Source organism: Vreelandella nanhaiensis (assembly GCF_003990185.1).
Lineage (GTDB): Bacteria > Pseudomonadota > Gammaproteobacteria > Pseudomonadales > Halomonadaceae > Vreelandella > Vreelandella nanhaiensis.
The window spans coordinates 118,893-144,475 of record NZ_RZHF01000015.1; the positions used below are offsets into that span (position 1 = coordinate 118,893).

At 51.9% G+C, this 25,583-nt stretch carries 21 protein-coding genes; 10 read left to right on the plus strand and 11 right to left on the minus strand.

The window, feature by feature from the left end:
* Positions 1-77 precede the first annotated feature (77 nt).
* The 5 genes from ELY38_RS10885 to ELY38_RS10905 form a co-directional block, all read right to left on the minus strand.
* Positions 78-2,726 carry a DEAD/DEAH box helicase gene (locus ELY38_RS10885; RefSeq protein ID WP_127062166.1) on the minus strand — a complete coding sequence of 883 codons (2,649 nt, stop codon included), beginning with the start codon at positions 2,724-2,726 and terminating at the stop codon, positions 78-80.
* The gene (locus ELY38_RS10890; protein ID WP_246009128.1) at positions 2,723-4,186 is read right to left on the minus strand and encodes a site-specific DNA-methyltransferase; all 1,464 of its coding nucleotides are present in this window, start codon (positions 4,184-4,186) and stop codon (positions 2,723-2,725) included. Before ELY38_RS10890 ends, ELY38_RS10885 begins: the two co-directional genes overlap by 4 nt.
* 183 nt (positions 4,187-4,369) lie before the next feature.
* On the minus strand, positions 4,370-6,043 hold the full coding sequence (locus ELY38_RS10895; RefSeq protein ID WP_127062170.1) for a UvrD-helicase domain-containing protein: 1,674 nt from the start codon (positions 6,041-6,043) through the stop codon (positions 4,370-4,372).
* Complete coding sequence (locus tag ELY38_RS10900) at positions 6,040-7,965, minus strand: ATP-dependent nuclease (protein ID WP_127062172.1); 1,926 nt, start codon at positions 7,963-7,965, stop codon at positions 6,040-6,042. The genes ELY38_RS10895 and ELY38_RS10900 overlap by 4 nt, the downstream gene beginning before the upstream one ends.
* A 180-nt stretch (positions 7,966-8,145) precedes the next feature.
* The gene (locus tag ELY38_RS10905; RefSeq protein WP_127062174.1) at positions 8,146-8,337 is read right to left on the minus strand and encodes a hypothetical protein; all 192 of its coding nucleotides are present in this window, start codon (positions 8,335-8,337) and stop codon (positions 8,146-8,148) included.
* A gap of 189 nt (positions 8,338-8,526) precedes the next feature.
* On the opposite strand from ELY38_RS10905, the gene ELY38_RS10910 reads away from it, so the two are divergent.
* Both ELY38_RS10910 and ELY38_RS10915 read left to right on the plus strand, forming a co-directional pair.
* Positions 8,527-9,513, plus strand: a complete 987-nt coding sequence (locus ELY38_RS10910) for an AAA family ATPase (RefSeq protein WP_127062176.1) — start codon at positions 8,527-8,529, stop codon at positions 9,511-9,513.
* A gap of 16 nt (positions 9,514-9,529) precedes the next feature.
* Positions 9,530-12,052 (plus strand): S8 family peptidase, encoded by a 2,523-nt coding sequence (locus ELY38_RS10915; protein WP_127062177.1) that lies wholly within the window; start codon positions 9,530-9,532, stop codon positions 12,050-12,052.
* A 73-nt stretch (positions 12,053-12,125) separates the two neighbouring features.
* Here ELY38_RS10915 and ELY38_RS10920 read toward each other — a convergent pair whose 3' ends face one another.
* From ELY38_RS10920 to ELY38_RS10935, 4 genes are all read right to left on the minus strand, one after another.
* On the minus strand, positions 12,126-12,326 hold the full coding sequence (locus tag ELY38_RS10920) for a type I restriction-modification system subunit M N-terminal domain-containing protein (RefSeq protein ID WP_222845150.1): 201 nt from the start codon (positions 12,324-12,326) through the stop codon (positions 12,126-12,128).
* Between the two features lie 126 nt (positions 12,327-12,452).
* The gene (locus ELY38_RS10925; RefSeq protein WP_127062179.1) at positions 12,453-13,112 is read right to left on the minus strand and encodes an inovirus Gp2 family protein; all 660 of its coding nucleotides are present in this window, start codon (positions 13,110-13,112) and stop codon (positions 12,453-12,455) included.
* A 317-nt stretch (positions 13,113-13,429) separates the two neighbouring features.
* Entirely contained in the window at positions 13,430-13,627 is a 198-nt protein-coding gene (locus ELY38_RS10930; RefSeq protein WP_127062181.1) for a helix-turn-helix transcriptional regulator, read from the minus strand.
* A gap of 475 nt (positions 13,628-14,102) precedes the next feature.
* Positions 14,103-15,623 (minus strand): hypothetical protein, encoded by a 1,521-nt coding sequence (locus tag ELY38_RS10935; protein WP_127062183.1) that lies wholly within the window; start codon positions 15,621-15,623, stop codon positions 14,103-14,105.
* A 288-nt stretch (positions 15,624-15,911) separates the two neighbouring features.
* Between ELY38_RS10935 and ELY38_RS10940 the strand changes: the two genes are divergently transcribed.
* From ELY38_RS10940 to ELY38_RS10950, 3 genes are all read left to right on the plus strand, one after another.
* On the plus strand, positions 15,912-16,664 hold the full coding sequence (locus ELY38_RS10940; protein WP_127062185.1) for a hypothetical protein: 753 nt from the start codon (positions 15,912-15,914) through the stop codon (positions 16,662-16,664).
* Between the two features lie 528 nt (positions 16,665-17,192).
* A complete protein-coding gene (locus ELY38_RS10945; RefSeq protein ID WP_222845151.1) occupies positions 17,193-17,927 on the plus strand; it encodes a protein NO VEIN domain-containing protein in 735 nt (244 codons plus the stop codon).
* Positions 17,928-18,244: 317 nt separating this feature from the next.
* Positions 18,245-19,120 (plus strand): pirin family protein, encoded by an 876-nt coding sequence (locus tag ELY38_RS10950; RefSeq protein WP_127062187.1) that lies wholly within the window; start codon positions 18,245-18,247, stop codon positions 19,118-19,120.
* Here ELY38_RS10950 and ELY38_RS10955 read toward each other — a convergent pair.
* Entirely contained in the window at positions 19,117-19,728 is a 612-nt protein-coding gene (locus ELY38_RS10955) for a DNA-3-methyladenine glycosylase family protein (protein WP_127062189.1), read from the minus strand. The genes ELY38_RS10950 and ELY38_RS10955 overlap by 4 nt on opposite strands.
* 209 nt (positions 19,729-19,937) lie before the next feature.
* Between ELY38_RS10955 and ELY38_RS10960 the strand changes: the two genes are divergently transcribed.
* Both ELY38_RS10960 and ELY38_RS10965 read left to right on the plus strand, forming a co-directional pair.
* On the plus strand, positions 19,938-21,140 hold the full coding sequence (locus ELY38_RS10960; RefSeq protein ID WP_127062191.1) for an MFS transporter: 1,203 nt from the start codon (positions 19,938-19,940) through the stop codon (positions 21,138-21,140).
* A 69-nt stretch (positions 21,141-21,209) separates the two neighbouring features.
* Positions 21,210-21,461: a hypothetical protein gene (locus ELY38_RS10965; protein WP_127062193.1), complete on the plus strand. Its 252-nt coding sequence runs from the start codon at positions 21,210-21,212 to the stop codon at positions 21,459-21,461.
* A 45-nt stretch (positions 21,462-21,506) separates the two neighbouring features.
* On the opposite strand, the gene ELY38_RS10970 is transcribed toward ELY38_RS10965, so the two are convergent.
* Positions 21,507-22,202 (minus strand): extensin-like domain-containing protein, encoded by a 696-nt coding sequence (locus ELY38_RS10970; protein WP_127062195.1) that lies wholly within the window; start codon positions 22,200-22,202, stop codon positions 21,507-21,509.
* A 158-nt stretch (positions 22,203-22,360) separates the two neighbouring features.
* On the opposite strand from ELY38_RS10970, the gene gmk reads away from it, so the two are divergent.
* From gmk to ELY38_RS10985, 3 genes are all read left to right on the plus strand, one after another.
* Positions 22,361-22,993, plus strand: coding sequence for a guanylate kinase (gene gmk / locus ELY38_RS10975; RefSeq protein WP_127062196.1), 633 nt, complete (start codon positions 22,361-22,363; stop codon positions 22,991-22,993).
* A gap of 90 nt (positions 22,994-23,083) precedes the next feature.
* Entirely contained in the window at positions 23,084-23,344 is a 261-nt protein-coding gene (rpoZ, locus tag ELY38_RS10980) for a DNA-directed RNA polymerase subunit omega (RefSeq protein WP_127062198.1), read from the plus strand.
* A gap of 25 nt (positions 23,345-23,369) precedes the next feature.
* Positions 23,370-25,502 carry a RelA/SpoT family protein gene (locus tag ELY38_RS10985; RefSeq protein WP_127062199.1) on the plus strand — a complete coding sequence of 711 codons (2,133 nt, stop codon included), beginning with the start codon at positions 23,370-23,372 and terminating at the stop codon, positions 25,500-25,502.
* Positions 25,503-25,583 lie beyond the last annotated feature (81 nt).

Below are 25,583 nucleotides of genomic sequence, written 5' to 3' on the forward strand. Positions count from 1 at the left end.
GTAGTTATTGCTATCTGCTTGACAGTTAAAGTTCGAAGTAGGAGGGGAGGCATAGTGATGTAATGCCTCCTTCACATTTATTGCCGATGCAAAACGTAATCAATCGCCTCGCGCACTTCTTTGGGATCTCCCTTTTCAATAGTGGCCATCACAAAGACAGCCTTACCATTGGAAGCCTTTGCCCATTGTTGGCCTATAAGATTCTTCTCGCGTGAATCGCGGCTTTCCTCGGGTGTGCGATCCTTGCCTTTGTATTCCACGACAAGCAGACGGCCATCGTCGAGCAGAGCGACAAAGTCGGGATAGAATTTGTCTGTGGAGGTCGGCAGTGAGAACGAATTTGGGTGCTTGCTGACGTTACGCGTCCAGTATTTTATCCTCGGGTGCGAATCGATCATGAAGGCACACTGTTCTTCCTCGCCATTGACCTTTTTGGAATCAAATACAGGCACATCATCAGGCCCCATGAAGTGCTTTTTGAACCGGTAAGTGCCGCGATATTTTGGAATCCCCGCATACATCTCATCGAAGAAGGTGAAACCTTGCTCAAAGGAGACTTCAATATGGGCATCAGGCCCGAACAGGTTGGCTTGGTAGACCTTCTCGCGCTCCGCTTGGCGGAAGCCATGTATTTTTTCAGACAGCTTGCGAGCGAGAATAAACTTGCAGCGCATCAGTTGCGACAAGCTTAACTCGCGGTCACGTGTTAGGTAGGTCACGACGTCACTTAGCCAGGCCAGTAATTCAGCTTGACTCAGCCAAGGTGTACGTATTTTGCGATCTAGCCATTGCACTAGGCTGGTTGGCGTCCAGTCGTCAACTTCGACGTTCATGGTGAGCTGATCAGCGGTATCGCCAGAGCCAATAGTGACGCGGTTGCCGTCTAAATCAATTTCAAATGTATTCGTGGTATCCACGATACTGAATTCGGATGATTCCAGGCGAGCAGGGTGGTCAGCAAGCGACCACTCGTGTTGCTCCATGAGAATATCCGGGTCACCAAATACCAGCTCCCCCTGCACGTAGGCCATCAAGCGGGGCAGCGTGAAGGTTTCTCCCTTCTGGCAGGGCGGTATCTCATGTTGATATTTAGCGTGGTGTTCGTTGATGCTTTGCTGAAGCTGGGGTTTAACCGATTCAGGGGCATAGTTGATCAATATGTCGGCTTCTTCGGGCTTGAGGAAGCCTTTTACTTCCACATGGCTCTTGCCGCCCTCATCGAAAGTCACTTGCACCTTCGATGGCACTGCCGTGTTCATCTTACTGGCTTCTTCCTGAGTAGCCTGAATGGCGACTTTCATCGTCGGGGTGGACTGAGGCTGCCGCCCAAATAATCCATCATCAAGGCCGAGCTGTTCGGCTTCGATATTGTCCTCTGCCTCGCTCTCTTCAAAGCCCATGTCAATGAGCTTATCGCGCAGGCTGTGGGCGGCATCCATAAAGCGTTTTGAAACCAGCTTAGCGTAGGATTTATTCAGCGCTTTTTCTTTACGTTTCTGAGCGTAAGGCATGCGAAGCACGCGGCCCAAGAGCTGCTCAGCGTCGGTGGAGCTGCGAATATTAGCCACCGAGCAGAAAACATAGGCGAAAGAGCAGTCCCAGCCTTCTTTGAGCGCTTCGATCGTGATGACGTACTCAATAGGGCAATCGGGCTTGAATAGGTTGATGCCGTCTAATTCGCGCTGTGCGCCTGTGGCCACGGCGATTTTATTTGGATCAATATTCTCATTGTCGATTAGGTGCTGCTTCAGCACCTCCACGGTGACTTCTTCGCCTTTTTTTTGTGCTTGAAAGAGCACGATGGGGCGAATATAAGCTTCACGGTCGCGTTCAGCGTACTCTTGCAGCTCGGCACGCTTCAGAATGGCTGAGTTAACCGCGCCTTGCCATGTCTCAGCCTCATCTAATACCACGGGCATTTTGATCATTTCTTCATCTTTCAGCTCTTGGGCCGTAACTGAATGAAGTAGATTATTAAACCCCTTGGGCGTGGCGGTGAATTCGATGAGCGCGGTCGGGTTGATACGCTCATAAACTTCTTGGCTGAGCTTGGAGCCGGCCTTATGAGCTTCATCCATAATGACCAGCGGCTGGTGAAGGTGCATCAGGTTAGCGAAGCTGAATTTGATATTGCCCTTCTCAGTGCGCTCTAGTTCCGGCGTTTGTGGCGGAACCGCTGAGAAGTGGGGCTCCATTTCCTCGTTATGGGCATAGACTTTGCGCCCATCGGTATTGCTTACGCGCAGCGTTTGTACCGTGCCGACGACCACACAGAGATTGGAGTGCAGATCATGCGGTTTGATGTGAGTGAAATCGCCAATATCAAAGATTCGCACGCGCCCACCAAACGCCTCGTCCAGTACTTTGCGGTAGGGGTGGCGAGGGTTCTTGAGTGCTTCAGCCGTTTGAGTACGAATGGTGTTGGTGGGAACAAGCCACAGCACTAAAGGGAAGTCCTTCTCTACCCAAGCATCTTTGGCTATGCCAATCGAGTGGGCGGCGAGGATCGTCTTACCGCCGCCGGTGGGTAAGCGTAGGCATACATAGGGCGTATCAGGTAGCGTTTTTATCGGCGTATACTTCGCAGGATAACCCCGGAGCCGCGACGCTATTTCAGGCTTTTCGGTAATTTTTTTGTACGCCTCTTGCGGGCCAACCACCCGCGCCTCTTCCAGGTAGGTTTTCAGAGTATCAAGCGAGGCGTGTTGGTAATCTTTTAACTTCATGTGCGCGCCTTAACATCGTAAGGGGTTTGCTTGAACTCGATCTGCTCAGCGTTAAGCGTTGCCTCTGATAGCATGGTGCGCTCGCCGTAAATTGTCATAGGCCCTTCAAAATCGCCTTGTGAAGCTCGAATCATGGCTAACGTCTTGTGGGTCAGTACGTTCCCATTGGAAGCCGCTTTATCGCCTAAAATACCGTTGTATAGAAGGGCATAGCCATGGCCGTAATGGCAGCCGATGAACGGTGTTTGATCATGCGGTTTTGGCCATGAGGTGCTCGTCTCCGTAAACCAGATATGCGCAGCCAGTACTGGGAATTTAATATCGGGCTGAATTTGCCCCTCTTCTGTAAACACGGGCGGGCCAAGCCTATAAAAGCGGAAGCCACCGCCGCCTTGCCAGCCTTGTGCCTCAGATATCCCACCTTGCTCACCATCAACAACTTGTTTAAGCCTGGGAACGCAATGTGTGACGGCGTGTTCGCCCATCTCGATACCGATATACCGACGGCCCATTTTTTGGGCCACTGCGGCAGTGGTGCCGGAGCCGAGAAAACTATCAAGTACAAGGTCGCCTGGGTTGGTGGCTATTTGGAGAATGCGTTCAATCAAGCGCTCAGGTTTAGGAGTACCAAAAGTGTCATCATGACCAAAAATAGCTTGGTTCTCTTTTTTCCCTTCTTGATAATGTCCTACGTCTGTATGAGGCCACCATGTCCACGGTACCATGCCTGGCATCTCTGCTAAGAAGCGTTTAACTGAAGGCGCGCCATCACCGTTAGGGCCGTAATACATTTGTTCATTTTTGCGAAAGCGTTCAAAACCTTCTCGTGTAACACGCCAGCACCTACCACCAGGGGGGGTGACAATACGTCCAGAAGGAAGTGTAATTTCATACATTTGATTTGGGCGGTGACCAGGAGCAGTAAAGTTGTCTGCCTTCCAAGGCCCTCGTGGGTCTTTATCGGGGTTTTTGAACTGTTTAGTTTGTGCGTCGCCAAGCGGAATGAGATTTCGAGTTTCCTTAAAGGAGCGTGGCTCCATTGCATAGCAGAGCACGTATTCATGAGCATCACTTATGGCAACACGCGAGTCTGGCGCATAGCGTTTCTGCCAGACGTTGGTAGTCACAAATTTTCGCCTACCAAACACTTCGTCGCAGATAACTTTTAAATAGGCATGCTCATCTTCGTCAATACTGATCCATATCGAACCATCCTCAGCTAGCAGCTCCCGTAGTAGCTCCAAACGGCACCACATCATGGCCAGCCATTTGGAATGTTCGAGGTTGTCGTCGTAATGCTCGAAAGCGGAGCCGGTGTTGTAGGGCGGGTCAATATAAATGCACTTAACCTGCCCGGCGTAATAGGGCAGCAGTGCCTTGAGGGCGCCGAGGTTATCGCCCTGGATAAGCATGTTCCCGGCATTTTGGTCACCATAGCTAAGCTCGGGCGCTTCCTCCATTAGGCGGTAGGGCACCTTTTCAGAGGCACGCACGTCTTCGTCTCGGGTCAACCATCGCAGTATGGGCATATGCTCGTGTGTTCCTCATCAGCGTGTTTCTTGGGCTTGACTTTTGGCCACATAATACCTTTTGTAGAGGATAAGTTCTAAAGTGGTTTGTTAGGCATTAAGTAAGCATTTTTCTTATCGTTGTTGCTTTACAGACGGTATGGCGTAGCCAAGATACTCATTCTGAGGAGAGCGGATCACATCCCATCGCTTGGCTCCAGTTGGCCGCTCGCGGTGATCAGCGTGGGTAAGAATCAGTCGCTTCTTCGCGCGTGAAACCCCGACAAAATATGCGCAGCGGTTTTCAGCCTGATTTCCAAAGAATATTTCGTTTTCAACGGCCATGATGATAACCGAATCGAATTCAAGACCTTTGCTCTTATGGATAGTCAGGATACGTACCGCTTGATCGTCTGAAAAACGCTCAAGGGCCTTTGGTAAATCGGGTTCAAGCTTGAGCAACTCTTCGATATGCTTCTTAGTGCTTTGGATGATCTCTTTGAGTCGATCACGGGACTCATAGTCCGGCGACAGCGCTACGAGGGTTTCGAGACTGATTTGCTTCAAAAAGGCTCGAACAAACTCCCACCAGTCAGAAAAAGGCCCTGCAACCAGATCAGCAATGACTGTCTCTTTTCGTTGTTGCTTGATCAGTCGATCAAGATCCTTACGTGCATTCGACTGGATGTCTTCATCCGCGAAGGGAACTAACTGATTCATTAGACGAATCCAGGCTTTTGGCTCGCGCTGGCCGTAGAGGCAAGAAAGATAGTCCACAATCAAACGGGCGGCGGGCTCTACCGTGATATCCTGCATTTGCTGCTCATTGCGGAAAGGGATACTGCGTGCATCCAGAGCAGTCATGAGGTGATCGGCATAAAGATCGATCTGTTTGGAGACGAGAACAGCAATTTCTGCAGGAGGTAGCTGTTCTGTTTTTATCCAGCCATCAATCAAATCCGCTAGGTACTCCGCTTCATTGAAGCTGTCTTTGAAGTGCCAGGCGAACACCTCGCCTTCATCGCCTACAAGCTGTTCATCGGGCATAACGGACGCTGGATCAAGTGCACGAATGATTTCATTTTGCAGGCGCAGTAGACGTGGCTTCGAGCGAAAGTTGCGATACATGTTGAGCGGAATCGCCTCGAAATCAGCTATGAAGTTCTGAAAGATACCGTCTAGTGCGCCCGCCCAACCCATAATTTTTTGTTTGGTATCGCCCACGGCTGTTAGACGAGTATTGGTTCCTTGAAAAGCGAGCTTTAGCAATTCGTACTGCAGGTTTGTGCAATCTTGGAATTCATCTAGAAAAACATCGCTATAGGTCTGACGAATGGCGTTACGAGCCATTTTTGATTTCTGCAAAATCTGAATTGCCAACGGCACTAGATCGGAAAACTCGATCAGGCTTCTTGAGGGACCTGGTTTTCGATCAGCAATTTTGTAGCCGATATCTAGAGCATATTCACCCGTCAGCACCGACCGGAAGCGGTCGATAATGCGCTTGGCGAAAGCATGGAAGGTGTAGCTGTCAAATCGTGATGCCAGTTCAAAACCGCAGCGGTGCTTAACCCTTTCTTTCAGATTGCTACTGGCGTCGACTTTAAACGAGATAGCCAGAATTTTTTTGGGATAACGACAGGTACTTGTGCGCAGAAGAAAGTCTGCTCGTTGGGCAAGCATTTCGGTTTTACCGGCCCCAGGGCCAGCCGTGAGAGCTAGACAGTGCACCTGCTCCTTAGCTGCACGCATAGCGTTGGGTTCAAGTATTAACCCATCAGCGGGGTGCCATACATCGATAGTTATCATTCGGGTAACTCGGCAAGCTTGGTTATCACGGCATCAGCCAAGCGGGCGAAAGACTTAGGCATGTTCGCGAGCAGGTCTTCATCACTTAGCTTGGCGAGCGCATCAATATGCGCTGCCGGTTTGCTGCCAAGCTTGAAGCTGCGGTGATAAGTGCCGAATAATTTCTGTTCTTCCTCGCTGTATTGGCTTGGGTTGTGATGACTTTTTCCGAGGATAGCTCTGATCGTTGACTCATCAGGTGTTTCTCTTACGACACCGTAGGCGTTCGGATAGGCGAGGAGCATTGAAAAGTCTAGATCCAAGGGGTCAGAGAAAAATATTCCTCTAGCTTCCAGTTCGAGGAATACGTTTTTCTTTCCTTCACAAAAAAAATGATGTGTTCGAATTGGGGTTTCGATCGCGTCCCATCGGGGTAATGTCCAATCAGAAGGTAGTGCCTTAGTTGGTGCGAACTTATCGAGTTGATCGTTCACATATTTGATTCGTCCCCATCCAGCCTGATAACGCGCGATATCCAGGTCGAGCATAGTCAGGTAGGGAATCTGTAGAGCAGAAAGTAATCGCCAAAAGTGGTTAACGTGTCGTCCGCCCAAGGGCGCTATCGATACAGCGGACTCATCGACTGGAGCACCTTTCGCCTGAAGAAGTCGTGGAAGCACAATTTCTTCACTGTCTCCTTCTCCCAATACTACAAGACGAGAGAAATAGACTTCCGGAAAGGCCTGCACGGCCTCACGTACAAACTTGTGTGCTTCATCCGTGGTGCTGGGCAAGTGAATATGGGTAACATGCGAAGTTCTTCCCTCGGCTAGACGCAGATATCGAATCCGTTCGGGAGCAACGCGTCGTAGCATTGATGGGGCGTGAGTAGCAATTAGGGCTTGCGCATCGCCGTTGCCGGACATCACATTGAGAGCATTAACGATTCGTCCGAGGTAATGTGGCGAAAGGCTGTTCTCCGGTTCTTCGATTGCGACCAGTGTAAAGACAGGCGGTCGCAATTTGTCGGCATTGAATGATGTGTCTTCTTCAGCCAGCACGGCGCGACCAATGGCTTGTGACGAAAGCACAAGGGACAAATAGAGCATCGATTTTTGGCCATCGCTCAAGCGTGAGAAGTCCACCAACTGTTCATCGTGCCCCGGTGAAAAAGAAACCGACATATGCCTCAATAGCGCTTCAACCTCAGAGGCCACAAAGGTAATTTTCGGATCGGTAAAAAAGCTGCCTTTGTGTAAAGCGCCCCATGCTGCTCTCAAGCTTGTACTGAGTGCATTTACGGATGGGTTGGAAGCAAGGCTATTGCTGATTTGGTCAGTGAGATCCTTGATGGCATCGCGCTCGGCATCCCAGATCACTGCACGCAACATACGACCGAGCAATGCATTGGCACCGTAAGCGATATGGTCAGCCGGGTCGCGGCGGGCGGGCAGATAGTGGACATGAATATGATTACGCTCAGCTCGGTGCACTTGCGCTGTACTGAGCGGCGAGCCATCTGCATCAATGTCCAACACATAAACTAAGGTTTCTTCAATGTCTCCATCCTGTCCCATGTTGGCATTAAGACGAAAACGAACTCTAGGTATGCCATGTTCCTCGTCGAGGCGCATGTGGCCAAAGTGTGGAGCAACGGTGCTATTGTCTTCATCTTCCGCCAGTTCCGGGAATAGAAAATCGGCTTCTATCCAGAGCTGACGTTCTTCTGGTACGTTCTCCTCATCGAAGGGGACGTGAAAATCCGATCGTAGGATTCGGCGCAAGGACGGGTCAAAAGCAAACAGGCGGCATAGAGCCTGTAGCGCTGCTGTCTTACCTGAGCCGTTGGGGCCAATCAGATAAGTAATTTCTTCAAGCCTGAGCTCAACAGGCTCTACTCCAAAGGACTGGAAATTTGATAGACGAATTGATTGAAGTTTCATATAGGTTTTTGATCCTATTTTATTTATTCGTTGACCGCCTGACCTTTTCGCTCTTTACCCACGTCTTGTTCTACCGCAGGGTAGTTAATCAACTGCTGATAGATCGTATGGTTGGACTGCGTAATGATGGGAAGTCTCGCCGCAGGGCCTTGAGCAAGTCCTCTTCAATGATCCAAGGGTTCAAGCGCCACAGGGCAGCTCCAACCCTTTAAACAGAGTTACATCACGGCAGTAGCTATGCTCTTCGGTCGTGGGCGTGCCCTTGATAAGAAGCAAAGGAGATAACCCTGCACCGGGAGCATAGCTCCAACCTAATTGCTGGAGCGTAGCAACGGCGGGCAGTTCGATCTTTTCGACTTCATCTTGAAGCAAATTAGTTATTGTTTGCCATACCTTCCGCTCAGCCTAGCATGCTACTGACACCGAATCAGCCGTGGACGACCTTATCGGCGAGCATCTCGCAGCAAGTATTTGTGAAGCACCTCAGTGAACGCGTTATACTTTATTCAATCAAAAAGCCAGTCCAGCTTGGGCATTTTCCACAAACGCATCCGGTAACTTATGGCGACGGCAGAGCAAATCAAAGCATTATTGAAGAGCCACGCTGATCATGATGATCAGCGGTTCTACTCTATTGCCTTGCAAGTCGCGGCCAAAGAAGCTCGCAAAGGCCACCATAAGCTGGCCAATGAGCTCAAAGAAACCATCGAGCGCTCACAGAAAGCGTCCAAAAGCCTTACTGTTGCGCCCTCTAAGCCAACCCCGCTCGCTCAGCATCCCAAGGGCGATTTGAAGGGGCTTTTGGAGCTGACACATTCCAGCGCTCGTAAAAATGAGCTAGTGCTGTCGAGTGAGGTGAATGAGCGGTTAGATAAGGTGTTATTGGAGCAACGACAAAAAAGCCGCCTGGCTCAGTTTGGCCTTTCTCCAAGGCGCAAGCTGTTATTTACCGGCTCTCCAGGTACGGGTAAAACCCTTTCGGCCGCCGTATTGGCTTCAGAACTGAAGCTTCCGCTATACACCATCGTGTTGGATAACTTGATCACTCGTTTTATGGGCGAAACCGCCGCTAAGCTTCGGTTGATTTTTGATCACATCAAACAAACCCGGGCGGTATACCTATTTGACGAATTTGACGCGATTGGCACCCAGCGGGGTGCGACAAACGATGTTGGTGAGATACGTCGGGTATTGAACTCGTTCCTTATGTTTGTCGAACAGGACACCTCTGAAAGCATTATTTTGGCGGCGACCAATCACCCAGAGCTTTTGGATAAAGCGCTCTACCGGCGCTTTGATGACATTATCCAGTTCGAAAAGCCTGGCCAGGCGCAAATCAAGCAACTGATTGAAAACCGCCTTTCCGCGTTTGAGACTGAGCACCTAGGCTGGGATGAAATCACCCATGCTGCCTGCGGGCTAAGCTCAGCGGACGTCACCCGAGCCTGTGAAGACGCTGCCAAAGAAGCGGTCTTACGCCATGATGCCAACATCACCACTGCAATGATTACAAAGGCCGTGCAACGCCGGCAAAACGGAAAACAATAAGCGATAAGGGTGCTTCATGGCGGATCGGAAACCGCATTTACTGGTAAACGGTGTAGGTAGCAGAGAAGACTTTCAGTCCCGCAGCCGAGGTAGAAACCCCAAAATTGCTCTTCAAGATAGGTATCAACACGGCACTGCCTTAGCACAGCAATACTCCAGTGTGTTGACTAGGCATCAGGCTCACCAAGCTGGGGCGTTGGCACCTATTACTGCTGAAACAGGTGTTTACGTTGAAATAGTAGGATTTTCAGGAGTCGAGCTTCCATTGGATAGGCTTGATAATAAGGATTTCCATCTACGTTCTTGTACCAAAATTGACGATCAAGAAATCGCCGTAGTGTTTATTCCTGAATCGCGGCGGAATGCTTTCCTGGCTAAGGTGAGTCGGTACTTAGATGAAAATTCCCCCAAAAGTGGCTTGCCATTAAATCAAACACTTATTGACAGCATCGCTGAAATCAAACTGGCAGATTTACGCTCCTTCTGGACAGATGCTCAAGAGCTATTTCCCGAATCAGCAGATCAGCCTATGTGGTGGGAGCTGTGGCTGAAAAAGCGGGCGACAGACCTATCCGCTAGAGAAGTTGCTGAGCAGCTTGCGGAGCGGCTCGACGCTGAGCTAAGCAACACCTCGCTTAGCTTCTTTGATAGTTTTGTTATCCTTATCAAGGCGACCGTTGAACAGCTTGAGTCAGCCCCCGAACTTATTGCCAACCTTGAAGAGCTGCGTCGCGCCAAGCAAACCCCAAATGCGTTCATTTCCATGGCTGCCAAAGGACAGCACGAGTGGGCCAGTGAGCTAGCAGATCGGATACGGCTAGACGAAAATACAACCACGGCTATTACGGTCCTGGATACAGGGATAAACTACCACCATCCACTGTTAAGCCAGGTTACTACGCAGCAATTAGCACAAGCGTGGGAGCCCAGCTGGCCTCTCTATGATGACTACCAGCCTACCTACCCCCTTGCGCCCTATAATGATCACGGTTCCAGACAAGCGGGGCTGGCAGCGTTGGGTGAGCTAGATAAGTCATTACTCGATACCCACGAGATTTGGCTCACTTACAGAGTTGAGTCTGGCCGCATACTGCCACCGGCTGGCGATAACGATCCTGAGCTTTACGGTGCTATTACGGTAGGCACCGCAGCGAAGCTTGAAATTGATAATCCGGAATTTTCCCGCGTTTTTTCTCTGGCTGTTACCTCGCCCGCTGACTCGATCAGCGGGCAGCCTTCGTCCTGGTCTGCCGAAATTGATCAGTTCGCTTTTGGCTTGGAAGACGACTTACAGCGGCTGTTTGTAATTTCGGCTGGTAACAACCAAGCGTTATACGCGACAGTGGATTACTGGGATCAAGTACACCTCGCAGACATTGAAGACCCGGCCCAAGCATGGAACGCCTTAACCGTTGGCGCTTACACAGAAAAAACAATCAATGATGACCCAAGCTTTGCCGGCTGGGCACCCTTTGCTAAATCAGGAGATGTTGCTCCCGCTAGTCGGTCATCAGTTAATTGGGGCTGGAAAAAACAAGCGCCTTACAAGCCGGATGTGGTGGCAGAAGGCGGTAATCGTTTGCTGTCATCTGACGGCACGGAAGTGTCAGATGCTGACGTTGTGTCGCTACTAACGACCTCAGGTAGAGCCAGCGGGCAGTTATTTGAAACCACTAAGGATACCAGCGCCGCCTGTGCCCTGGTTTCCAGGCAAGCCGCACTATTAATGGCGGAATACCCTGGTTACTGGCCGGAAACAATACGTGGGTTGATTGTTCATTCGGCGGAATGGACACCCAGAATGTGGAAGCGCTTTGATTTGCTCCAAAAAGGACAGCCGCCTTCTAATGCTGCCAAGACAATGCTGCGAAGCGTTGGTCATGGCGTCCCTAGCTTAGAGCGTGCAAGGTATAGCGCTAATCACGCCCTGACACTGATTGTTCAGGATACTCTGCAGCCCTTCTCCAAGCCAAGCGCCAAAGTCTCTGATAATCCAAAGCTGAATGAAATGAAGCTTTACCAGTTGCCTTGGCCTTTCGAAGAATTGCGCAAACTGCCGCCAGAGCTAAATATTAAATTACGAGTGACGCTTTCGTACTTTATTGAGCCGAATCCAGGCCGTAGAGGCTACCGCCAGCGCTACAGCTATCAATCCCACGGCCTGCGTTTCAAAGTGGCCAATCCCGGACAACCCTTGAGAAATTTTCGAGCAGCAATCAACAAGATTGCTAACGATACAGTTGAAGATTATCAAGGCGTAGAGGGAGACAAAAGTGGCTGGCTATTTGGTACTAATCTAAAAACATACGGCTCACTTCATTCTGATACATGGACAGGTTCAGCGGCGGATCTAGCCGATATGCACACGCTAGCGGTGTATCCCGTGGGTGGCTGGTGGAAATACCGAGCGGGGGAGGAGCGTTGGCGAAATCATGTCCGTTTTAGCTTGGTCGTCAGTATCGACGTACCGGATAGCGAGGTGGATATCTACTCTGAGGTTGAGAGCCTGATTCAAACCCGTGTGCAGGTGGAGACCTAAGAAGGCGGCACCGATACGCAATGTTCAATACCTATCCCTCAGAGGCGGGTTAGGGTTCGGCTAGCTCTCACGCTTAGGCCTCGTTTTTGTCTTTGCTGAGATAATACTCAACTACCGACTCTTGGGCTTTTTCGAAGGCATCTGACAGGTGTTTCAAGAACATCGTGCCGAAAATGTAATCCTTGTAATCGGACGCATCCATATTGCCGCGCTGGATATCGACGGCTTCCCATAAGAAGGATTCCAGCTGTTGCAGCGTAACGGTGTAGCTCATTGATGATTCCATGTATGGCAGTACCTGTGGGCATAGCTGATACATAGTCCCCACAAAATAGTGCGCCGAGTTTATTAGCTCATCACTGTTGTTACAGAGAAAATAGTTGTTAGAGCTTAAGATCATTCAGTTATGACTGGTACTGAATGAACGTATCCCTAGCCCGTACTGTTTCGTATCAGCTTTGCAAAGGTAAGAAGCGCGATAGAACGCCTCCTGAAAGTTACTCTCGTCACCTCGGTTAATCCCATAGAACGGATTGTCAGGCACATAAATCCATGGCTCTTGAGGATTCCAAACGACTCCTAGAGCACTATACCAAGCGCGTGACACACGGCTGATAAGGTTCTCATTGGGAGAGCATGCCTTGCCAGGCATAAAATAGGAGCCGCGGTTGAGTATCAAGAAAAAGTGATAATGCATCTTACCATTATCACCTACTTCACGAGTCCAGACGAAACGTACCTTGGTATCAGGCACCCAGTTACTTTTACGCCTGCGTTTCAGATCATGTTTGATAATGGCCCTGAGAGAAGCTATGAACTTTGGCATCAGAAGCATGTGATCCACAATTGTCATTTGGTCACTTATCATTGTGGGGATGACCGGTTCAACACGTATAGCAAGTACCCGAGAATAGTCTTCTAACGCATTCTCGAGTGTCTTTTGTAGCTTTTCTAGGTACTCAGTCACCATTGGCAAATACTTTACTTGAACGGGCATCCCGTTGAATAAGGGTGAATAGTGATAGTGCACGTTAGGGTTAGAAGTTAGTCGTTGTATCATTTTCAATCTCCGATACGTGGATAACTGCCCATTACCGACAAGGCATGGGCGTGTATGGCAGGCACGACGTATCCTCCAGCGTTTGCTGGATTCAATACGATGATGGTTTGTCGATGCTTCGATCTTGGACGACTACTTCGGTGCGGGGCTCGATGCCCCTCCCTCTACCCTTTAATTACATTAATATTAATAATAATTAAACAAGGGTTAAAAAGGCTGATAGCAGCTCGACGGATGTAGACGGGCGCTAGCGGGAGTGAGTAGCGGCTATTAGATAATCAACTCTTCAGTTAAATTATCAAAAGCTGGTTTAATCTCTACAGCGCTTTATCGTCTCTGCGCTCGATGCTTTCACAAATCCAAGCTTCAACTTCACGTTCGACCCAAGCAACGGCTCGGGTACCCAACTTGATGGGGTGAGGGAACTGCCCAAGGCTGATGTATTTGTAGACCGTCGATCTAGCCAGCCCAGTGCGATCCATAACTTCTTTGATGCGGATTAGTCGGTTGCTCATGACGAACTCCTGTTATTCGTTCATGAGATGAGGCTGGTGAGTATTTTTTAATTCGAGAGTGCCCTCGACGACTGAGGCCTAGGAGACGGTAGGCACACCAGTCGCAGGCACGACTTCGTTTGATTCCTTGTTGAACAGGCCACGCTTTACTGCTCTTCACTGGTAATGAGCTGCACCACATCTCGACACATTAAAAGTGTATTGGCGAGAAAGTGAAGAGGCCTATAGCGATAACAACCTATATAACAACCTGATCCGCGCTTGGACCTTTGCCAATGGATGCCCGTTGGATTGAATGTACGGCTTGGCTTACATCGTCGCCAAAAGTATCACCGATCAAATTTACGTGTATTACTTCTATCTTGACGATCAGAACGCTTTTCAACAGCTTTCCTACGCGACCAATCATCTATGCAGTTTTCAAATCCGGTTGATCAGGGTTTGCACTGTTTTGGGAGCTGTTACGTGTAACGCGTCAATGTGGCTGTGTTGATATGATCTTTTGACGATGCGTCTGCCAATACCTCCTCAGGCTGAATAGAATCGATGTGCCATTTACTATAACGTCCGGTAAATAGCCCACACCATTGGTGCGTAGCGCAAAACACTGCAAGGCCCAGCCGCGAAGCCGGTCACCATCGTGGTCGTGAATGGGAGTTAACGTGTAATTTAATGCGTCAAATTCAATATCATGGTGCTTTTCAGCATGCTGTCTTAATTGGCGATGGAAATTCTTTGCCAAGTGATGTGCAAGCTGGTGACGTAATGCCGCATCCAGGTCCACTTGAGCATCGGGTGTATTGGGTAGGGGACCATCGTCATCCCATAAATACAACCATTGCGTCGATAGCATTTGCATCGCCTCGGCATGGACATGGGCACGCAACCACTCTGTCTGCGAGGCGTTACATGTTTCAGCGAACACCCTGACCGTTGAGGATAGGTGGCGCAGCGGCGGCAGAAGCTTTTCGGCTTGTGAGTGGGCCTCTTGATTCTTAGTAAGCTTTTCTCCGAGTTTCTCTATCGCTTTTAACCGCTTAACAATATAAGCAGGCATGGCAGCTTGATTTGACCATTTTGTGGCGGTGCTCATGGCATTGAGCTCGTTAAGATTCTCAATCAGGATCTCTTTATATTTCAAGCAGACGCCGTAAACCATCAGCGCATCGATAAGGCCATGATTTAATTCGGTAGCAAGATTCTCGCTTGGCGTAGGAAAGTAAAGTGACACGGCGTTAATCTCAGGCTTCCCGAGCAATGGGTGGGCAAGGTTTAGCGAGTAGATCGAGGTCATGCGTTTTCCTAACAGCTTGCCTGCCTGGCCCGGCTGGTGATACGCGATAACACCGAACTTTTTGAGCTTCTTAAGCTGGCCTGCCAGCTGGCTGGTCGACATACCCGTCAAGCGTTGCAAAGTGATATGACTCAGGTCAGTCACGATGCCAGGCACCTCTGAATGTGCTAACAACACCATCACTACCCAACGATTGGCACGTGTTAGCTGCTTTTTGCGTCGATGGCTATGGTTTAAATTCGGTTCTCTGACCGATAAGGGTAGTTTTTTTTGTTCCTTACCGTTTTCCGATGGTCCTTGCAAAGAAGCCTTGGCCTTTTCTACGTCCTGTGATGGTGTTTTGGTCGATACGCTGACAGTAAGCGGTTCATATTGACTGATGTACTCAATGAGATCTGATAAAGGGGGCTCTTCGTTGGGTAGGGCTTTTAAGGTCGTAAGCAACGTCGACGCGACGCTATACCTGTAGCTCGGCCGCCCCCGTCCCTTTGCTACCGGAATCGCTTCGACAACACCCGCTTTTTTTAGCTCAAGCAACGTCTTTTGTCCCTGGCGAAGTGGCATCTTCAACCGGGCCAACAAGTCGTTTACCGTCGCGTCGATAGGCGTATGCAAGCCCGTATAGCGTTCCCACTGCCATAGAAACCAGCGTGCCTCGGCTGGTAGCTGTATATCTTCATAATAGAAAAGCTGATAGTCCACGCCACGCTCCAAGCCAACGGGTCACTTTTTAATTTAACCTCGCTAACAATACCCTTTATTAAGAAGATAAAAAAGATAAGCATGTTTTATATAGTGACGTAGTCACACGACGTGTTATAAAACTAAGTTGCATAACTAAGTTTCTTTACTAAGTCACATAATAGTGTCATGTTTTTCAGACGGTGCGTTGAGCCTAGGCGGTAAGCACCATATACTCGACGTACGTTTGGCTCCACGTTGCCCTGTACGCTTCGCCTTCTCCACCTACCCACGTGCCTACAGTGTCTTATGTTCACGAATCCCTATGCATGGATTGACCCTAACGACCCAGACCAACTGAGATGGATCGCTGAGTATCTCTGTCGCAAGCACCCTGTGTTCCAACAAGTGTTCATGGGCGGTGGCTCTGCTCATCATGAGCCAGCAAGCCATTTAATCAACGCTATTGAAACAAACATGAATGACCCATGGTTCCGCGAGCACTATGGAAAATTGCGGAATGCTTGGCGGCAAAAAAAGGTACGTCAACAACGCGATAAAAAGTCGGCGACGTTTATGTTGCCTGTCGCTACCTTGACGAAGCTAGAAAAGCTCGCCAACCAGCGTCATCAAACGAAAGTAAAGGTATTGAGCACGGTGATTGCCGACGCCTGGCATGATCATCAACGTGCGACAGCAAACGCCCAGAAGGCCAAAGCAGCCTATCAACAACAATTAAAAAACCAGCGAGCAAACTACGAGGAACGCGAACAGGCCTATCAACGTGTGATTGAAACACTGCTGACGGCAGTGGCAGAGCACATTGATCAGCGATGCTCCTTAGAGGCGAAGGTTGGGGGCTCGGACAGCTTGCCTCTAGAGGCTGGTGACATAGCAACGTACGAAGCATTAATGGAGCCACACCTGGCCGCTTTAGAGTCCCATTTGACGAACCTAACGCTCGTTCGCTTCAAAGGCGAGTCGCTATCAAAGCAACTAGCGAACCTGGTTCAGGCGCGAAAACAGGTTGCTGAAGCCCTGACCATACCAGGCGAGCCATAGCGGCACGTGGCATGATCGTATTAATACGTATTGATGACGCTTTTGAGTTTTTTTATCAACGAACTCCGGAGAAATTGCGTCGTGCCAATATTGGCCTTTAGATACGAGAGCGATAAAAGTGAAGGTAAGCGTGGAGGGTTCTGTAAAAATATTGAAGGCGGGCTATCTGATGAAGGAATGGCGAATTTGCTCGGCTGCTAATGAGAAAGGGACGACGCCGACTCACTTCACTATAGCCCAGCCGTCAGCGCAGAGTCTCTCAGCAGTAGTGTATAGCTTTTATATGTGGGTAGTATATCGGGTAGTAGTCTTGTTGATACGATGGTTTTTAATTTTTAAGATGCTGTTTAATATATGAAATAACTTTATATTCAATTTTGAGATTCAAAATATTGAGTGAAGAATATGAGTCGAGCGACATCCTGGGGTACAAGCGAGGTCGAGGCGACCGTTCTCACTTACCGGCAGATGCTGGTGGCGGAGCTAAGCGGGCAAAGCTATAACAAGCGCGAGCTCAATTGAGCACTCATGGCACGGCTGGATGGTCGCTCGGCTGGCGCTATCGAATTCAAGCACGCCAATATCAGTGCGGTGCTGCGCGATGCCAACTGCCCCTATGTGGATGGCTATAAGCCGCGCAGCAACTATCAGCAAAGTCTGGTCGAGGTTGTCGAGCAGCTATTATTGCAATGCGAACTCGTCGACCGCGCAGCGCGTTCGGCCGCCGACCTCCCGGTGATCGATACTACTGGCACCGTTGACGAACACATCATCGTTGAGCCTCCTAAAACATTACAGCCGCAAAGGTGCGTTCGCGAATCTCAAGCTCATTATTCGGTTCGCCCGCCGCAAAAACGTGATTACTTGGCTCGGGAAACCCGCAACCGCGAACTGGGGCTTGCGGGCGAAAATTTGGTAATACGTTTTGAGCAGCACCGTCTGATCAAAGCTGGCAAAGAAAAACTTGCCGAGTGTGTCGAACACGTGGCTATTACCCAAGGCGATGGGCTGGGATTCGATATTCGCTCCTTTGAACCCGATGGTCGAGACCGGTTGATCGAGGTCAAAACCACGGCGTTTGCCAAAGAAAGTGTATTTTTCATCACGCCCAATGAACTCGACTGCTCGCGTGTTCATTCAGAGCACTACCACTTGTTTCGGCTGTTCAACTTTCGCAAAGGGCCGAAGCTATTTTGCCTAAAAGGCGACCTACGCGAGCAGCTTTGGCTCGAGCCGGATAGCTACCGGGCGGGGGTGCGTTGATTAAGCCGAGGAATCCAAAAAAACTAATTATTAACGTAGCAGCCGCTGGCCGCCTCATTAAAAACTGCTGAGGTTTGAGGGCCAACGTTAGAACCCTTTTTCGGGCTTGAGCATTTTCCACTCGCAGCAGCGTGCGGTAGTGAGTTCAGCTCAATTCGAGACGCACGGCGCCGCGAATTGGGATGCCCTTGCTCAGCCGTTCGGTCAGCTGTTTAGAAAGCTTCTACCAATTTCCTTCAACAAAACCGGGCAAATTATTCGCTCAACATCGCCCGCCTCAGATTTTAAGCTGAGGGGATTTTTGAAAGGAGTGCCTTATGTCATCATCTACTACTTCATCAGTGCGCCAGGTCATCACCCAACACCCGGCCCAACGCGATGATATCGGCGATCTGATCACCCGGCGGCCGCTGCCGGGGCCAAAACTCGATCAGCTCGACCCGTTTCTGTTTCTGAACCACCACGGCCCGCAGACCTACCCGGCCAACAATCAAGGCTTGCCGTTTGGCCCACACCCGCACCGTGGCTTTGAAACGGTGACGTTTATTCTGGAAGGCTCGCTTGCCCATGCGGATAGCGCCAAGCACCAGAGCGTGATTCATAAAGGTGGCGTGCAGTGGATGACCGCTGGCAGCGGTATTGTGCATGCGGAAATCTCGCCCCCTGAGTTTCTGCGCGAGGGCGGCCCGCTGGAAATTCTGCAGCTGTGGATCAACCTGCCCGCGCGCCTGAAAATGAGCGAGCCGCGCTATGTGGGGCTTCAACAGGATTCAATCCCTGCGGTTGTGCTGCCGGGCGGTGGCGAAATGAATCTAATCGCCGGAGAGTGGGATGATACGCGCGGTCCTATCGAGACGTTAACCAACGTGTTTATGTCGACGCTTAAGCTGCCTGCCGGGTCGCGCGAGCAGCTGCCCGTTGCCCCAGGGCGGCAGGTGTTTCTCTATATAGTGAATGGCGACGTTAGCGTGAGTGGTGAGCCAACCAAGCCACATCAACTGGTTGAGCTGGACCGGGATGGTGAAAGCCTGGTGATTGAAGCCGCAAGCGACGCCCAGCTGTTGTTTGGTCATGGCGATGTGATCGACGAGCCGGTTTACTCTCACGGTCCTTTCGTGATGAATACACGTGACGAGATCGTTCAAGCAGTTCAAGACTACCAGGCGGGCAAATTTGGCGGGCTGAACGCCTAAAGGGGCTCGCCGCGATAGTAGTGCCACAGAAACAGCGACCCCACGCTGCGCCAGGGCGCCCAATGTTCCACCATTTGGCGCGCCTGCTTGGGCGTGGGCTTGTCATCCATCCTTTTCAAGCGGCCCAGCGCCACGCGCAGCGCCAGGTCATCGGCAGGAAAGATATCCGGGCGCTTGAGCGAGAACATCAGATAGATTTCAGCGCTCCAGCGACCAAAGCCGCGCAGTTGGGTAATCGTGGCAATGACTTCTTCATCGCTTAGATGTTCCAGGCCATCGGCACTAAAGGTGCCGGCAAGCTCCGCTTCCGCAAGCCCCTTGGCGTACTCGATTTTGCGCCAGGAGAGCCCCGCATCGCGTAGCGCCTGGCCTTCGGTGTCAATCACCGCCTTGGCGTGCAGCTCGGGCAGCAGGGTATTCACGCGGCCCATAATCGCGCGGGCCGCTTCGGTGGAAAGCTGCTGGCTGACAATGGTGGAGAAGAACATTGCAAAGCCTTTATCACGCACGCGTGGTGAAGGCGCGCCCACCAGTGGAAGGGCTCGGGCAATATCCGGGTCTGCCTTGGCTAACGCCTGCATGGCGTGTTCGATTGTTTCAGGTGTCATGAACGGCCTTCCTCATGCGTAACATCGATAGGCGCTGTTGTGTTTATTAAGCCTTCAAACCTGGGCTTGCTTCAATGGGGAGCCTGTTAAAGTGAAATATTCGCCTGCTAATATTTTGCTGAACATATTTATACTTTCGTCTAGTCTTGCGATCATTATCTGTTAGCCATTAGCAAGAGCAGCACGCCGGGCGTGCGTTGGGAGAAAAAATGCAAGAGTCGACCCAAGGGCTGGCGCGTAACCCGCGTCTGGCTGAATTCGCCTTGGCATTAGGTGGGTTTGGTATCGGCACCAGTGAGTTTGTGATCATGGGGCTGATGAACCGCGTCGCGGGCGATCTGGTGGTCAGTGTGCCGCAAGTCGGCTATGCGATCAGCAGCTATGCGTTGGGCGTTGTGGTGGGGGCTCCGCTGATCTCCGCTCTGGCTGCACGCGTGCCAAAACGGGCGCTACTGATCGCTTTGATGCTGGTGTTTGCCGTAGGCAATATTGCCAGCGCCATGGCGCCAGGGTTCTGGTCGTTTGTAGGTTTGCGCTTTATTGCGGGCCTGCCGCATGGCGCTTACTTTGGCGTAGCCGCGTTGGTTGCCGCGGGGGCTGTGCCGGTTGACCAGCGCGCCCGGGCCATTTCGCGGGTCATGCTGGGCTTGACGACCGCTATTTTGATTGGTGCGCCGCTGGGTACCTGGGCGGGGAATCAGTTTGGCTGGCAGATCGCTTTTGCTGGTGTGGGTGGCGTTGCCTTGCTGACGGCCGTATTGATTCGGCTTTGGGTACCCGTACAGCCATTCGATGCCTTGGCTAGCCCGCTGCGCGAGCTGTCAGCTCTGGTGAAACAGCGCGTGTTGGTGACGGTTGCCATTGCCTGCGTAGGCTGTGGCGGCATGTTTTCGATTTTCAGCTACGTGATGCCGACATTAACGAAACAGGCGGGCATGAGTGAGGCATTGGGCCCGCTGGTGCTGGTGATTTTTGGCATTGGCTCGATTATCGGCAACCTGGTCGGTGGACGCATGGCCGACAAGAACCTGATGCGCGCTATTCCGCGCATCCTGATCTGGTGCGCCGTGATTCAGGGTGGGTACTATTTTGCTGCCGATTACGTCTGGTCAGGGCTCTTGTTTGTAGGCCTGGTAGGCACCTGTATGGCGCTTGCTCCGTCACTGCAAACCCGCTTGATGGATGTGGCGGGCAATGCTCAGACCATGGCAGCTTCGCTAAACCATGCTGCGTTCAACGGTGCTAATGCTCTGGGTGCATGGCTTGCCGGGTTGGTGATCAGTGCAGGCTTTGATTGGTCGAGCACGGGTCCGGTTGGCACAGGCTTGGCGCTCTGTGGGCTGGCTATTTTCTTCTTCGGCAGATGGCTTGAAAAACGCAGCCCGGACCAGTTAGTCGTTCAGACCCGGTAGCGGTAAAGTGGCGAAATTATCCAATCGTTTCTAATGTGTATAGGGTGCAACCCATAAGGAGGTGACCCTATGCATACTCAAGTGACGAAAACTTCGCGTATTTTGACCCTAAGTGCTATCGCGGCATTGACGATAGGCCTGGCTGGCTGTGGTTCAACTTCCGGCGAGCGCGCGGCAAGTGGCGCTGGCGTGGGTGCAGCGGTAGGTGCTGGCGCTGCGGCTGCCACTGGCGGCAGTATTGGCGGTGGTGCAGTGCTGGGCGCGGGTGCCGGTGCCGCAACAGGCGCCCTGACTGACGAAGATGATATCAGCCTGGATTAAAGGTCCGGCTACTGTGCTGCAATCTGGCTATCAGGCACTATATAGCTAGCGGCATATCCGAAAGCCGCGCATACCCATATGAAAGTGATCGGCGTGCGCGGCGTTGTAGTCTGGTCCAATCACATTGCCAAAAGTCTGGCAGCCGCCTTCCCTTGCCGCGCGTAAAAACTCTCCCGCTTCGCCCCCATCATCCCAATGATTGATCAGAGTAATACGCTGACCGTTCTCGAACCGAAATCCTATGACATCCAGCGCTTCAGCGGTGGCGTGTTCGCTGCGCCTTGCGTTTTCGCGGTGGTAGATATTACGGCAGGCAAAGCTGCCTACGTGATCCACCTGACGAACCCGGCTGCCTATTATCGCTTCTGCAGCGGGTTGCAGTTCATGGCGTTCATACATTACCCAGGCAAGCGCTAGCGGGCAGGTAGCCACAAAACTTTGGTTAAACTGCACGCTGCTGGACTGCATGCGTACGATATTGGTCAGCGGGCAGCTCGCGGTGGGCGAGTAATCGGCAAGCGGGGTGTAACGCAGCTCGTTATCCGGTACGGTATCCAGAGCGGCCAAGCATGCCTGCCTATCGCCTTCCAGACGTTTGAGCTTTAGCTGTGTGACGGGCGTGATGGGGTCATCAATATAAAGCGGTGCCCAGGGAGCCCAATGGCGCGGGATCTCGATGATGCCTTTCTGAATGGCAACCCCCAGACTAATCAATAACAAAAAAAACAGCGTACTGCGCATTCAACCTCCCTGTGCCTTGACGCAAACGCTACAGTCCACGTGGTGGGTGTGCGATACTGCGCTCCTTTATAAGCTCGCCACTGCGTTATTGCTTGCTTTGCCAACTATCTTTTCGCTACTTTTTCACTCACTATTTTTGCTAACTAGGGAAGCGCTTCATGTCCCAGGGTACGCTCTTTATTGTTTCCGCGCCGTCGGGTGCTGGCAAAACCAGCTTGGTCCGCGAGCTGATTGAACGTCTTGATGGCATTCAGGTGTCGGTATCGCATACCACGCGTGCGAGGCGCGAAGGTGAAGTGAATGGTGTCAACTACCATTTCACTGATGCAGCCGGCTTTGAGGCGATGATTGAGCGCGGCGACTTTTTTGAGTATGCCAAAGTCTTCGATAATTACTACGGTACATCGCGGGAAGCGGTGCAAACGCTACTGACGGCAGGCCAGGATGTGATTCTGGAAATCGACTGGCAGGGCGCACAGCAGGTACGTGAGCAGATGCCGGAGGCGGTATCCATCTTTATCCTGCCGCCATCGCGGGCCGAACTGGAGCGCCGGCTGGCAAGCCGCGGCACCGATGAGCACGCGGTAATTGCAAGGCGTATGCGCGATGCGGTCAGCGAAATGTCACACTTTAACGAGTATGACTATCTGGTGATTAACGATGATTTCACCACCGCGCTTGAGGAATTGCAGTCACTGGTGATTAGCCGCCGCCTCACTCAGGCCGCCATGAGCAAACGTCATGCCCCGCTGCTTGAAGCGCTCTTGTCACAGGCGCCCAGCGTCGAGTAATCTATCAGGTTCTATCACTATTCTTTTTCGCTGGGTCAGTGGCGTTATTCAACAACGCTGGCCCGGCGTCGTCATTACAGGAAGGCCCCCATGGCTCGCGTAACTGTTGAAGATTGTCTGGAAAATGTCGAAAACCGCTTCAAGCTGGTGATGATTTCCACCCAGCGCGCGCGCCAATTGGCGCGTGGCTCGCGTGATGCCCAACTGGCCTGGGAAAACGACAAGCCCACGGTCATGGCGTTGCGCGAAATTGCCGCTGGCCTGGTCGATCACACGGTACTTGATGAGCCGGTGGAAGCGCCTGTTCGCGTGCGTCCTGCCATAGCGCCCAGCGCTCAGATCGACGATTAAGGCTGATAGACTAGGGGCGCGGTAAATGTTCACCATTGATGACCTGGCCGATCGACTCGGCGGCTACTTACCCTCGGACGAGATCCAACAGGTCAAACGCGCCTTCTATTACGCTGAGCAGGCCCATGACGGGCAGCGTCGGCGTTCAGGCGAGCCTTATGTCACGCACCCGCTCGCCGTGGCCAATATCCTGGCCAATATGCACATGGACCATCAAAGCCTGATGGCTGCCATGCTGCATGATGTCATCGAAGATACCGGTGTTTCCAAGAAAGCCCTGGCTGCCCAGTTCGGTAAACCGGTGGCGGAGCTTGTGGATGGTGTCTCCAAGCTGACCCAGATCACCTTTGAAGATAAAGCCGTCGCCCAGGCGGAAAACTTTCAGAAGATGGTGCTGGCGATGTCGCGGGATATCCGCGTCATTATCGTCAAGCTTGCCGACCGCCTGCATAACATGCGCACACTCGGAGCGCTAAGGCCGGATAAAAAGCGCCGTATTGCCCGGGAAACCCTAGAAATCTACGCGCGTATCGCCGGGCGGCTGGGTATCAACACTATCCGCATCGAGCTTGAAGACCTTTCGTTTCAGGCGATTCACCCCATGCGCTCCGAGCGCATCAAGCGCGCCGTTGCCAGTGCCCGTGGGCATCGGCGAAGTGCGATGCGTGAAATTCAGGCCTCCCTGCAGCAAAGCCTGGATGACGAAGTACTTCAGGGCACGGTGGTCGGGCGCCAGAAGCATCTACTGTCGATCTACAAGAAGATGCGCGACCAGCGTAAGCCGTTTGCGGAAATCATGGACGTGTTCGGGTTTCGTATCATCACTGAAGACGTGGCCAGCTGCTACCGCATCCTGGGCGTGGTGCACAACCTGTATAAACCGGTGCCGGGGCGTTTCAAGGACTATATTGCGATCCCCAAGGCCAACGGTTATCAGAGCCTGCACACCACGCTGTTTGGGCCACGCGGCATGCCGATTGAGGTCCAGATCCGCACCCGTGAAATGGAAGCCATGGCCAATAACGGCATTGCGGCGCACTGGCTTTACAAGGCGGGGCAGACGACCCATCCGATTGCCGAAGGCAGTCATGCCCGGGCACGCGCCTGGGTCAAAGGCCTTCTGGAAATGCAGCGCCACGCGGGCAACTCGCTGGAATTTATCGAGCACGTCAAGAACGACCTGTTCCCTGATGATATTTATGTATTTACGCCTAAAGGCGACATCATGGAGCTGCCCCAAGGCGCCACGGTGATCGACTTTGCCTACAGCGTGCATACCGATATCGGGAATAACTGTATTGCCTGCCGGATTGACCGCCACCTGGCACCGCTCTCAACACGCCTGGAAAGTGGCCAGACGCTGGAAATCATCACCGCCCCCGGCGCACGCCCCAACCTTGCCTGGCTGAGCTTTGTATCAACTGCCAAGGCACGCTCCGCCATTCGCCATGCCCTGAAGCACCAACAGCAGACCGAAGCGATCACGCTGGGACGAAGGCTGCTTAACAAGGCGCTCACGCCCTTTGAAACCAGCTTGGAAGAGCTGGATGAAGCGGTATTTGAGCAGGCGGTTAAGGAGCTGGATGCAGCCTCCCAAGAGTCTTTGCTGGAGTCGCTTGGCTTGGGCAATCGAATGGCGCATGTGGTGGCCCGGCGGTTGGTGGATATTGCCCACGGGGAGCGTCACGAGGCCAATGTGGCGGTTGATAACGGAAAAGCCGTGCTGATCAGTGGCAGCGAAGGCATGGTAATTAACTTTGCCAGGTGCTGTCACCCGCTACCAGGCGACCCGGTGCTGGGACATCTTTCCATGGGCAAGGGGCTGGTCGTGCATCGCGCTGAGTGTCGCAACCTGGTCGAGCATAAAAACGACCCGGAAAAGCTCTTTACGCTGGAGTGGTCTGAATCCATTGACGAGGATTTCCCGGTGGCGCTACGCATTGAAATCGAAAGCCGCCGCGGCCTGGTCGCCGAGCTTGCGGGGCTGGTTACCGATGCCGATGCCAATATTGAACGTATCGGTATTGAAGAGCGCGATGCGCGCCTCTCCACGGTGAATCTTACGCTGTCTGTGAAAGGGCGCGTGCATCTTGCGCGTATCATCAAGCGCATCCGTAACTTGCCTAATGTGGGCAAAATTACACGTATGACCAATTAGAGCCATCAAGCACCTTGGCCGACCACGCTCAGGCATCGGCCACGTTGTGCTATAGCGGCCATTAATAACGTGATAGCCAGA